The following is an 11,935-nucleotide window of genomic DNA, read 5'->3' on the forward strand; positions in this document are numbered from 1 at the left end:
TCAGGCAGCCAGAGCGGTGGTGGCGGGGCCGTCGATCAGGGCTTTCAGCATTTCCTGATGGCGGCGGACCTGTTCGACCGAATCGACGGTGTGCGCGTCCTCGATCCAGCGGTTCCCCTCATATTCCGAGCAGATATAGCCGTCGTACCCGCCCTGCTTGAGCACCGCGACGATCTTGTCATAGGGGATGCCGGGTTCGACCAGATCGGTGTCCATCTGATAGAATTTGCCGTGGATGTGGTGGATGCGGTGCATGTAATCGAGCATCCGCTTCGGCTCGAACGCCGCATTGTGGCGCAGCGTCTCGGCCATGCCGATCGCGGGCCCCGTGCCGCCCATCTCGCGCACGTTGAGGATGACGTACTCGCTGAGCACGCGGTCGTCATACGCCTTGGTGATATAGTCGGCGATGTGCTGCGGCACGCCGTTGCGGATGAAGCGTTCCTTCCACACCGGCGGGAACCGGAACAGGAACATGCCCATGTCGGGCAGGAAGCCGAGCGCGTCGCTGCCCGATTTCTCGAAGGCTTCGGCGTGGCGGATGATCCACGGATGGTCGAAATGCAGCGGCGCATGCACTTCGATCAGGATCTTGATCCCCTTTTCCTCGGCATGGGGCGCAGCGGCGACCAGCACTTCGGGCGCGATCGACACGAGCGCGCGGACGTATTTCATGCCCAGCCGCGCGCCGAAGTCGATGTCCTTCCTCACGCTGGCGACCTGCTCGTCGAACGGCATGTCGCGGCCCTTGTACCGCTTGTAGTCGAGCATGAAATCATGTGCGACCGGCACCGCGTCATATTTTGCGATCAACTGGTGCCACTCGGCGATCTTCTCGTCGGCCACGCCCACTTCGGGCCAGCCCCAGAAGGTCTGCTCGCCGATGATCTCGATCCCCGGCGCGCCCAGCTCGACGCTGGTGCGGATGCAGTCCTCCAGCGTCATCGTGCCGAGGAAGGTTTCGTTCTGATAGCTGTAGAGGCTAACGCCCCGCTTGATCGTCATGATGATGGTCCCGAACGGTGAGGAAGGATCAGGCGACCGCGGCGGCGGCGGGGGACCCGCCGTCGCGCCGCTTCGCCGCGATAAGGACCGCGACGACAGCGCCGACGATCCCGGCCACGCCCATGATGAGGAACGCGCCCTGCATCGCGCCCGTCTGGACGCGGAACATCGAAACCAGGAACGGGCTGGAGAATTGCCCGAAGAAGAAGCAGGCGGTCCATACGCCCATGCCGCGTCCGCGATGCTCGAACGGCAGCCTGGTCTGCGCCCACGCGATCAGCGTCGGCACCGCCATGCCCGCCCCGGTCTGCTGCACGACCAGCCCGGCGACCATCCAGCGCCAGTCGGGGGCCAGCCCGATCGTCGCCAGCCCGCCACCGATCAGCGCGAGGAAGATGCCGAGCTGCACCACCGGCCGCGCCCGGCCGGTCGCCCAGAAGATCGCCGATCCGACCATGACGAACAGGCTGGGGATGAAGGTCAGCTTGCCGAGGTCCTGCGACGACTGGATGCCCACCTCGCGGAACGCCATGCCGCCGTTGATGATGAAGACGTAATAGAGCGCGGAGGCGAACAGCGTTACCGCGCCGATCGCCGCAACCGATGCGGCGGGAAACGGGCTGCGCGCCGGTTCGGCCCCGATGCCGAGCATCTTGCGCGCGGTCGCGTCGCTGCTCGGCTCGTACAGGAATTTCGCAGCGGCAAGGAACGTCGGGAACGCGATCAGGTAGATCAGGAAGATGCCGTTCCAGCGCAGCCCGGTCAGGAAGCCGCTGGCGAGGATCACCCCGCTGGCGAGGAACGGCCCCGCCAGCCCCTGGAGCGTCAGCCAGTTGCGGCGGCCCTTTTCGTCCCAATAATCGCCAATCAGCGTGTTCATCGTCGTCAGGATCGCCGCCTCGGCGACACCCAGCAGCAGCCGCGAGGCATAGATCGCGTTCAGGTCATCCAGAAAGAACGGCGCCGCCCCGAACACGCCGAACAGTAGCGTCGCCCCCAGCAACAGCTTGCGCCGCCCGAAGCGGTCGACCAGAATTCCGGCGAACAGCGCGAAGATCGCGATGGTCAGCCCCGGAGCCGACACCATCGCGGGCACTTTCCATGCGGCGGTCGGCTCGGTCGAAAAATGGTCGATGATCGACGGCACCGCCGGGAACAGCGACACGATGGCAAGGATCGGCAGGAACCCCGCGATGATGACGGTCAGCCCCTGCCCGATACCGGGGCGACGCGCGCTCGTATCCTGTGTTTCGGTGTTCATCCGATCCCTCTCCCGCAATCCACGACCGGTGATCCGGCTCAATTAGAACTTGCATTCTGATACGTGGTATCGCCATGACCTGCAACCCTGTCAAGCAAGGATCGATCAGGTGACCATCACGGCGGTTTCGGACGGGTTGAGCAACCGGCAACGCAGCTTCGCGTTCGCCACGATCCTGGTGGCGTTCGTGATGGACGTGGTCGATTCGACGATCGTCAACACCGCGCTGCCCGCGATCCAGTCCGGACTGGCGGTGTCCGACCGGGTGATGCAGTGGGTGGTGTCGGGCTATTTCCTGACGTTCGCGGTGCTGCTGGTCGTCGGCGGGCGGCTGGGCGATCTGTTCGGCTACGCGCGGATGTTCGTGATCGGGGTGGTCGGCTTCACGCTGGCGTCGCTTGCCTGCGGCATGGCGCCGGACGGCGGCACCCTGTCCGCCGCGCGGCTGGCGCAGGGCGCGGCGGCGGCGATCATGGCCCCGCAGGGGGTGGCGTTGATTCAGTTGCTCTACACGCCCACCGAACGCATCGGACGGCTGGCGGCCTTCGGCGTCATCGGCGGGCTGGCGGCGATCGGCGGTCCGATCCTCGGCGGGTTGCTGATCGAATGGAGTCCGCTTGGTCTCGGGTGGCGCAGCGTGTTCCTCATCAACCTGCCGTTCGGAATGCTGGCGCTGGTCGCCGGTCTGACGCTGCTGCCTTCGGGGCGGTCGGGCCATGCGCTGCGCCCCGACGTGCCGGGATCGCTGCTGCTGTTCGGCGCACTCGGAACGGCGCTGCTACCGCTGATCGAAGGGCGTGCTGCCGGATGGCCGTGGTGGACCATTGCGCTGGGCGTTGCCAGTGTCGGGCTGTGGTGGGCGTTCTGGCGCTATGAGCGACGGCGACGGGCGACGATCGGTTCGGCGTTGATCGAACCGTCGCTTTTCGCCGAACCCCGGTTTTGCATCGGCCTGTCGACGACCGCAGCCTTCGCCATGGCATCCGCCGGCTTCCTGCTGACCCTCAGCCTGACGCTGCAACGCGGTCTGGGCTATGCGCCGATCGACGTCGCGCTGCTTCACGTCCCCTTCGGTCTGGGCGTGATGGCCGGCATCAGCCAGATCGGACGCAAGGCGCTGCCCCGCCACGGCAAGCGCGTGCCGATGATCGGGGCGCTCGTGATGGCCGCCGGCTGTCTGGCGACCGCGATCGCGATCTGGCTGGTGCTGCCGCCGGGCTTGATCGGTGCGGCGCTGCTGGTCGCCGGCATCGGCATGGGTACGCTCAGCGGGCCGCTCGGCCCGATCACGCTTGCCGGAGTCGATCGCAACCATGCCGGCGTCGCCGGTGCCACGCTCAAGACCGTACAGCAGATCGGTGGCGCGCTCGGCACCGCGCTGGTGGCCACGATCTACTTCGCGATGATCGCCGATCGATCCGGGCAAGGGGTTCCGACCGCGTTTCTGGCAGCGAGCGGGATCGTTGCAATCGATCTGGTCGGACTGGCATGGTTGCTGAACTTCTTGCCGGACCGGCTTTTCGACCAACGTCACGGGTAGCGTGACCGGAGCATCGGCCATGATCCATGTCTGCGCGACCTGCGGGACCTCCTATGCCTCGGGCGCGATCCCGCCCGGTGGCTGCGCGATCTGCAACGACGAACGGCAATATGTGCCGCCGACCGGACAACGCTGGACTACCCGCGAGGCAATCGCCGCCCGCCATCTGAACAGTTGGCGTCAGCACGCGCCAGACCTCTTCAGCATCGTGACGACGCCGCGCTTCGCGATCGGGCAGCGCGCGTTCCTCATCATGACACCCGCCGGCAACATCCTGTGGGATTGCATTGCCAACCTCGATGCGGCGACCCGCACCCTTGTCGAAGCGCTGGGCGGCATCCGTGCGATCGCCCTGTCGCATCCGCATTACTACACGACCATGCAGGACTGGTCCGACGCCTTTGGCGCGCCCATTTTTCTCCATGCCGACGACCGGCGATGGCTGATGCGAAACCATGGCGCGGTTCGGTTCTGGGAAGGCGACAGCTTCGACATGATGCCGGCCATCCGGCTGATCCGCCTGGGCGGCCATTTCCCGGGCGGTGCGGTGCTGCACTGGGAAAAAGATAACGGTAGTTTGTTCGTCGGCGACATTCTTCAGATAGCGCCCGGCGCCGACAGGCTGTCGTTCATGTGGAGCTATCCCAACATGCTGCCGCTTCCGGCTTCGGTCGTCGCAGCCATGGCAAGACAGATCGATCGCTATGGCTTCGATCGAATGTTCGGCGCGTTCGAGGGGCAGGATATTTGGAGCGGTGCGAAATCCATCGCGCTTACGTCTGCCAAAAAATATATATCCCATCTCGCCGAAGATTGAATCGCGATTTGCCTTCCGTCACCGTGCCGTGCGTAACGTGATGCGCGTGAGTTCGGACGGCACGCCGAGCCGAAGCGCGAAGCCCGGCCACAACGCGGTGCCGTTGTTCACGTACAGCGTCATGCCGCCGACCGCATAGCGGCCCGAAACGAAGCCGTTGTTGGCCGGCGCGACCAGCCGGTCGAGGCCCCGGATCATGCCGCCATGGGTATGTCCCGAAAGCTGGACGGCGACACCGCGCGCGGCGGCCCGGCGTGCTTCCTTGGGTTGATGGTCGAGCAACAGTACCGGAACGCCCGCCGGTGCGCCGGCCAGCGCGGTATCGAGGTCGGGTCCGGCCTGACCGACGCCTGGCGCGGAAAGGTCGGTCACGCCCGCAAGGACCAGTTGCGCGTCGCCCCGCCGCAGGACGGTATGCGCGTTGGGCAGCATCCGCATGCCCAGCCCCGTCAGGTGCCGCATCCAGTCGCCATAATCGAAGAAATATTCGTGATTGCCCGGGATCGCATAGACGCCGTCGGGCGCCCGGAGGTCGGCCAGCGGCGCGACGTCGGAACGGCGCATCGCGACCGAACCATCGATGAAATCCCCGGTGACGACGATCAGGTCCGCCCCCGCCGCATTGGCCCGGTCGACCACCGCCCGCGTCCAGCCGCCGGGGAACAGCCGGCTGATGTGGAGATCGGTCAACTGGACCAGACGGTAGCCGTCGAACTCGCTCGACAGGCCGGGGACGACGATCTCGACATCCCTGACCGGCGGCACGCGGATCGCATTCCAGACGCCCCACGCCGCCAGCAATGCGGCGATCGTCGCGATCGCATACCGCACGCCATCGGGCACCATCACCGTCGAGCGTCGCGCCGCCATTACCGCCAGCGTTCCGAGATCGAGCGCGATCTGGAACACCGCCAGCAGCAGGACTGCGCCAAAGGCCCAGTTGAACAGGATCACCACCGCCCGCGGCATTTCGGGCGCGAAAACCGAGCCTGAGGAAAAGCGGCTCCACAGATGATATTGGGATGCGATCAGCAGCACGACAGCCACGCAGGCCTTCACGCCCGGCGTCAGCGCCAGGGGCCATAGCCAGCGCGCAAGGACGAACAGGCATGGTACGGCGAAGAAGAGGTGGAAAATCGCGTTCGCTCCCGTCAAGCCAACCGGCCTTGCGCGCCGTGGCTCTGGTGAAAGGCGGTACATTTCGGACCGATTGGTACGCCGGGCAGAATGCACCTGCCCCGCCCGTGCCGCAACGACGCTGTGCCGGTCAGGGCATTATCCCGGACCATGTGAGCGGCGTCGGGCGACAGTTCGCGTCGGCAAGATCGGAGCGGCTGATGCGCATATCGGTTTCTTGCCGGCACGGCTGGCCGGGCGCAACTTTTCCGGGGTGCGGGGCTTCGCCCGGTCCGGCAACGGCCTGATGAAACCAGGTGTGTGCCCCCATCGTTTTCGCTACGGTTGGCGCGCAGGTGGCGTTCGGTTCCGACGCGCCGGGTAGGAGAATATGCGTGCTGTTTCACACCATGATCGGGTCCAATGACATCGACCGGTCGAAGCGCTTTTACGACACCGTGCTCGGCACCCTCGGGGTGCAGGAAGCGACGCTGAACATCGCCGGCAGCGGACACACCCGCTTGATCTACCGCGGTCTGGAAGGAACCGTTTTCATCGTGACCCAGCCGATCAACGACGAACCCGCCACCGCCGCAAACGGTGGCACCGTTGCGTTCCAGTGCAGCTCGCCCGAACAGGTGAAGCAGTTCCACGACGTCGCGGTCGCCAATGGCGGGACGTCGATCGAAGCGCCTCCCGGCCCGCGCGAAACGCCCTCGATGGGTAGGATCGAACTGGCATATGTTCGTGATCCCGACGGCAATAAACTTTGCGGCATTCATTTCCCGAAGTGACGGCGACCAGCGCCGCTGGCGCGTCCCCGGGCTGGATGCGCGGGGGCGTCCGCCCCTCGGTCCGTCGCAAATCCGACGATGCGGGGGTGGACGGGAATCGATCGGCGTCGGTATCGGCCGGTCATGCCAATAGTCACGACGATCATGAACTCGACCACCGGTCAGCCCATCCAGAAGCATAGTTTCGGACGGATGCCGAAGCCGTGGGAGTCCTTCACGCTGCAGACCGGCGAGATGGTGAAGGCGGACCGTGTCGACATTGGCAAGCCGGCACCCGGAAAGGCGGTCACGCCGATTTCGGTATGGGTCACGCCCAAGGGCTGACACCGACCCGCCCGGCAGGCATGCCGCTCCCGTCGACCCGCGTTGCCTGCCATGATGGTTGCAGCGCCGGCCGATCCGGGCGGCGCAGTCGGCGGGAACCAGGGGATCTTTCGCCGTACGCCGGCATCCGGCCGGAAAGCATTGCTGATTTATGTCGGTTCTGTCGCAACCTGTGGCCAGACAGCCGGTTGAGACACCATGCCAACCTCAACAATCCCCTTCGCGCTGGTCGTCGATGACGACCCGATGATCCTGATGGATACATCGGGCATCCTCGAAGACGCCGGGTTCCGAATTCATGAAGCGATGGACGGCGATCAGGCCAAGGCGGTTCTGGCCGAACACTGGGAAAGCATCGTCCTGCTTTTTTCGGACGTCGACATGCCGGGATCGACCAACGGCTTCGAGCTGGCGCAACATGCCGATCGCCATTGGCCGCACATCGAGATCGTGATCGCATCCGGTCACGTCTTGCCCCGGGACGGCGACATGCCGGAACGGGCGACCTTCATCTCCAAGCCGTTCAACAAGCGCACCGTCCATCACCATCTGGCGCAGATGCTGCCCGACGAAAAAAAGCCCGAACCGCTGGCGAAGGCGATCTAGGGCCGATCGACATTCGCCATTTCCGGCCAGTCTTCGTCAGTTTCGGCCGACACAGCCGCCCTCTTTCGTCACCCTGGAACGAGTCCGGGGTAACGACGCGCGAATGAATGTGGATCGGCCCTAGTCGCAAACCCGTCAGGACCCGACCCATGTTCTGGTACAGGGTTACAAGGGCGGGCAGTACACCCGGCACTTCCCGGTTTCGATGATGCCGCATGGCCATGGACCGGCCGGTCGTCTACCCGACGTTCTTGTTGCGAGGCGGGGCCATTGTCAGGAGCTGATATGCTGAACGCGGACGAAACGGTTCCAGTCCGGGAAGCGAACGACGGCGAAGCGTTTGACCTTGGCGATCCGGCGAGCGAACCAGGCGCCGCCGTCGTCACCAGCGTGAACCATGCCTGCCTGTTGCGCTACGACTCCAGCCAACCGAACGGCAAGGCGATGCTGGTTCTCGCTGGCGGCGGCTACACGCAGTTGATGGTCGGACGCGAAGGCGTGGCGGTCGCCGGATGGTTGACCGGTCTTGGCTACCGGGCGTTCGTCCTGGTCCATCGTTTCCCCGACGCCGAACATGGCCCGGGCGCTGCGCTGGACGATGCGATCGAAGCCATGCGCCTGATCCGTGGCAGCGGCTGGGCACCGGAAGGACTGGGCGTTATCGGGCTGTCGTCCGGTGGGCATCTGGCAGCGTGTCTTGCCGCTTCCTACCCTGCCGGATGGACGCCGCCGCCGTCGCGCTTTCCCGGCGAGTCGAGCCGGCCGGACGTGCTGGTCGTCGGCTATGGTCCGATCTCGACCAATGCGAAGGGGCGGACCGTCATCATGGACAAGCCGCCGCTGCCGCCGGTCGAGAAACAGGCGATGTACGACGCGCTGCAACCCGATGCGATGCTGATCCCTGCCCCGCCGCCGACGTTCCTTGTCTATTCCGGCAACGATCCGGTAGTTCCCGTCGAGAACGCTCGTCGCCTGCATGCCGCCGTGCAGGACAATGGCGGCGTGTCCGAGCTGCATGTGTTCGCCGATGCACCGCATGGCTTCGCGCTCGATACCCCGTCGGGGCCGGTAACGCTCTGGCCGCAACTATGCGCGGCGTGGTTGCGGCAGCTCGGTTTCTAGACCGGTCGATCGGAAATGCGTGGCGCCGGGAAAACGATCTCGGGCGTCGCATCGCGGTGAGGACCCGTCACGGCGTTTCAGCCGATGTACCACCGCGCCGCCGCCGTCACACCCAGCAGCACTCTCGACGCGAGCGATGATGGGCTGCCGCTGGGCTGATTACTGTCGTTCGCGCAACAATGGGAACGTTCACAATTGATGTCCGAACATCTTGACAGCGATGTTCACATGGCTGAGTGAACGTTATCAATATGCGCACGCCAGAATAAGCGCTGATAACAAGGGGAGGAATACCATGCGCGGAACCGCCGTCCGCACCGTGTCGCGTCTTGCGATCGGGGCATCGACCATCGCACTGAGCGCCATTGCCAGCCCGGCATGGGCACAGGACGCCGCCGCGACACTGGGTGCGCCGGGACCGTCCGAGGTTCAGGACGCGCCGGCGGCCGAGGGAGAAGGCGATGAAATCCTCGTCACCGGCATCCGCGCCAGCCTTCGCGACGCGCTGAACATCAAGCGCAATGCGCAGGGCGTCGTCGACGCGATCTCGGCCGAGGATATTGGCAAGTTTCCCGACACCAACCTCGCCGAATCGCTCCAGCGGATCACCGGCGTGTCGATCGATCGTCAGAACGGCGAAGGATCGACCGTCACCGTGCGCGGTTTCGGCCCCGAATATAACCTCGTCGTGCTGAACGGTCGCCAGTTGCCGACCTCGACGCTGGGCGACGGCGCCAGCGCGCCGGCCTCGCGCTCGTTCGATTTCGCCAATCTCGCGTCCGAAGGGATCGCCGGCGTCGAGGTGTACAAGACCGGACGCGCCGCCGTGCCCTCGGGTGGCATCGGCTCGACGATCAACATCAAGACGCCCCGCCCGCTCGACCGTCCCGGCATGCGCGGATCGGTCGCGGCGCGCGGCGTCCTGGACACGTCGCAGAACGGCAAGGATCAGATCACGCCGGAAGTCTCGGGCGTGTTCAGCACCACCTTCGGCAGCGACGACCAGTTCGGCTTCCTCGTGTCGGGCGTCTATCAGAAGCGCAACGCCAGCGTGAACACCGGCTCGGTCGGGTTCGGCAATGCGTTCCTCGGTACCGAGAACGACTGGGGGACGCTGGGCGCCGAAGGGCCGAACGTGGTCAATCGTCCCGGCCCCACCGACGTGTACGAAGTGCCGCAGAGCGCGGCGTACAACCTGACCGACATTCGCCGCGAGCGGATCAACGGGCAGGTCGTGCTGCAATATCGCCCGGTCGATTCGCTGACCGCGACCGTCGACTTCACCTATTCGCGCAACAAGATCGAGGCGCGCGACAGCAGCGTCGGCATCTGGTTCAACTTCGGCGACACCTCGACCGAATGGACCGACGGCCCCGCCGCCGGGCCGGTCTTCTACACCGAACGCTTCGGGCCGGGTAAGGACCTGTCGTACAGCGGGTCGCTGACCGCCAACCTGTCCGAGAACAAGTCGCTCGGCGGCAATCTGCGCTGGGACGCGCCGGGCGGCGTCACCGTGACCCTCGACGCGCATCATTCGACCGCGGAATCGAAGCCGACCAACCGCTTCGGCACCAGTACCTCGGTCGGATCGGCGATCTTCGGCGTCGCGTCGCAGACGGTCGATTTTACCAAGGAGCTGCCGGTCCTGTTCTACACAATGCAGCCGGGTGTCGATGCGCTGAACCCGGCGCTCATCAACGCGACCGGCAATTCGTTCCGCAACGCCTATTTCCGCGACGAGATCAATCAGGTGCAGTTGAACGGTCATTACGACCATGACGGCAGCTTCCTCGATTCGATCGATTTCGGCTTCTCCTACGTCAACAATCAGGTCCGCTCGGCCTATGGCTTCGTGCAGAACGATACGTGGGGCGGCGTCGGCACGCCGGCCGACCTGCCCGACGACCTGTTCGAGCGCGTATCGCTGCCCGACAAGTTCCGCGGGCTGGACGGCGCGAAGGACGGGATCATCCCCGCCTATTACCGGTTCGATTTCGAACGGATGGTCGACCTGCTCGACAGCCGCTTCGGCATCTGCGGCCGGGACGGCAACTGCCTCGCCGGGTTCGACACCGACCGGCGCATCACCGAAAAGACGATCTCGCCCTTCGTCCAGGTCAACAATACGTTCGACCTGCTCGGCCGTCGCTCGCACCTGATCGCCGGCGTCCGCTATGACCAGACGACAGTCAATTCCGCCTCGCTGACGCCGATTCCGGTCGGCACGGCATGGGTTGCCACGGGCGAGTTCAACGTCGTCTATTCGGCGAACAGCGACTTTCTGCCCAACAAGGGCAGCTACGACAACTGGTTGCCGGCAGTCGATTTCGACATCGAGGCGCTCGACAACGTCAAGCTGCGCGCGTCGTACAGCCACACCATCACCCGCGCCGACTATAACAGCCTGCAGGGCGGGCTGACGCTCAACCGGCAGTTCGGCATCGCCGGTGGCGGAGGTTTGCAGGGCAATCCAAACCTTGTGCCGTTCCTGTCGAAGAATATCGATGTGTCGGCCGAATGGTATTATTCACCGACCAGCTATGTGTCGGCCGGCTATTTCCGCAAGAAGGTGAGCAATTTCATCAATTCGCAGGAAGTCGAGCGGTCGGCGTTCGATCTGCGCAACCCGGCTGACGGCCCGCGTTTCCGCGCGGCGCAGGCGGCGCTGGCCGGCACCACCGACACCGCGCGCATCCGCGACTATATCCTGCGCAATTTCACGCAGGGCGTCGAGGTCGCGCGCAATGCGGCCGGAGCCCCGATCCTCGACGTGAACGGCTATTACACCGGCCGGGTGCTGGGCCTGCCCGAAGACGGACTGGTCGACTTCCGCGTCGGCACGCCGTTCAATTCGGACCAGACCGCCACTATCGACGGGTTTGAATTCGCGATCCAGCACAGCTTTTGGGAAACCGGGTTCGGCGCGATCCTGAACTATACGATCGTGCGCGGCGATGCGCAGTTCGACAATGCGCTCGACCCCAATGTCGGCCAGTTCGCGCTGGCGGGGCTCAGCGACAGCGCCAATGCGGTGCTGTTCTATGACAAGGCCGGGTTGCAGGGGCGCGTCGCGTACAACTGGCGTGACAAATTCTATGCCGGGGGTAACCCCAACCCGACCTATGTCGAGGCGTACGGACAGATCGACGCGAGCATCAGCTATGAGTTCCGCAAGGGCCTGACCGTGTTCGCCGAAGCGATCAACCTGACCGGCGAAGGGCGGCGCGGCCACCGCCGCAACGACAACTTCGTGACCTTCGCGCAGCCGGGCTTCGCGCGCTATACCGGCGGCATGCGCTTCAGCTTCTGATACGCACGAACGTTCCGGGCGGAGCCTCTCCGCCCGGAAC

General features: G+C 65.1%; 10 protein-coding genes. 7 read left to right on the plus strand and 3 right to left on the minus strand.

The window, feature by feature from the left end; translation table 11 throughout:
* Positions 1 to 1,011: a sugar phosphate isomerase/epimerase family protein gene (locus LRA89_RS09585; protein ID WP_230770021.1), complete on the minus strand. Its 1,011-nt coding sequence runs from the start codon at positions 1,009 to 1,011 to the stop codon at positions 1 to 3.
* A gap of 22 nt (positions 1,012 to 1,033) precedes the next feature.
* The gene (locus tag LRA89_RS09590; protein ID WP_230769964.1) at positions 1,034 to 2,266 is read right to left on the minus strand and encodes an MFS transporter; all 1,233 of its coding nucleotides are present in this window, start codon (positions 2,264 to 2,266) and stop codon (positions 1,034 to 1,036) included.
* A 109-nt stretch (positions 2,267 to 2,375) separates the two neighbouring features.
* Here LRA89_RS09590 and LRA89_RS09595 point away from each other — a divergent pair, with 109 nt between their 5' ends.
* Positions 2,376 to 3,806: an MFS transporter gene (locus tag LRA89_RS09595; protein WP_230769965.1), complete on the plus strand. Its 1,431-nt coding sequence runs from the start codon at positions 2,376 to 2,378 to the stop codon at positions 3,804 to 3,806.
* 112 nt (positions 3,807 to 3,918) lie between these two features.
* A complete protein-coding gene (locus tag LRA89_RS09600; protein ID WP_230769966.1) occupies positions 3,919 to 4,623 on the plus strand; it encodes an MBL fold metallo-hydrolase in 705 nt (234 codons plus the stop codon).
* Positions 4,624 to 4,641: 18 nt separating this feature from the next.
* Here LRA89_RS09600 and LRA89_RS09605 read toward each other — a convergent pair whose 3' ends face one another.
* Positions 4,642 to 5,778 carry a metallophosphoesterase gene (locus LRA89_RS09605; protein WP_230769967.1) on the minus strand — a complete coding sequence of 379 codons (1,137 nt, stop codon included), beginning with the start codon at positions 5,776 to 5,778 and terminating at the stop codon, positions 4,642 to 4,644.
* A 356-nt stretch (positions 5,779 to 6,134) separates the two neighbouring features.
* Between LRA89_RS09605 and LRA89_RS09610 the strand changes: the two genes are divergently transcribed.
* The 5 genes from LRA89_RS09610 (at position 6,135) to LRA89_RS09630 (ending at position 11,895) form a co-directional block, all read left to right on the plus strand.
* Positions 6,135 to 6,533: a VOC family protein gene (locus LRA89_RS09610; RefSeq protein ID WP_230769968.1), complete on the plus strand. Its 399-nt coding sequence runs from the start codon at positions 6,135 to 6,137 to the stop codon at positions 6,531 to 6,533.
* 144 nt (positions 6,534 to 6,677) lie between these two features.
* On the plus strand, positions 6,678 to 6,857 hold the full coding sequence (locus tag LRA89_RS09615) for a hypothetical protein (RefSeq protein WP_056494999.1): 180 nt from the start codon (positions 6,678 to 6,680) through the stop codon (positions 6,855 to 6,857).
* Positions 6,858 to 7,055: 198 nt separating this feature from the next.
* Entirely contained in the window at positions 7,056 to 7,463 is a 408-nt protein-coding gene (locus LRA89_RS09620; protein WP_055756145.1) for a response regulator, read from the plus strand.
* Positions 7,464 to 7,748: 285 nt separating this feature from the next.
* Complete coding sequence (locus tag LRA89_RS09625; protein ID WP_230769969.1) at positions 7,749 to 8,585, plus strand: alpha/beta hydrolase; 837 nt, start codon at positions 7,749 to 7,751, stop codon at positions 8,583 to 8,585.
* Between the two features lie 295 nt (positions 8,586 to 8,880).
* Entirely contained in the window at positions 8,881 to 11,895 is a 3,015-nt protein-coding gene (locus LRA89_RS09630) for a TonB-dependent receptor (protein ID WP_230769970.1), read from the plus strand.
* Positions 11,896 to 11,935 lie beyond the last annotated feature (40 nt).

The organism is Sphingomonas sp. Leaf4 (genome assembly GCF_920939515.1).
GTDB lineage: Bacteria > Pseudomonadota > Alphaproteobacteria > Sphingomonadales > Sphingomonadaceae > Sphingomonas.

Coding starts and splice junctions, on each gene's coding strand:
- LRA89_RS09625 (WP_230769969.1), top strand. CDS start 7,749: ATGCTGAACGCGGACGAAACGGTTCCAGTCCGGGAAGCGAACGACGGC.
- LRA89_RS09620 (WP_055756145.1), top strand. CDS start 7,056: ATGCCAACCTCAACAATCCCCTTCGCGCTGGTCGTCGATGACGACCCG.
- LRA89_RS09630 (WP_230769970.1), top strand. CDS start 8,881: ATGCGCGGAACCGCCGTCCGCACCGTGTCGCGTCTTGCGATCGGGGCA.
- LRA89_RS09615 (WP_056494999.1), top strand. CDS start 6,678: ATGAACTCGACCACCGGTCAGCCCATCCAGAAGCATAGTTTCGGACGG.
- LRA89_RS09590 (WP_230769964.1), bottom strand. CDS start 2,266: ATGAACACCGAAACACAGGATACGAGCGCGCGTCGCCCCGGTATCGGG.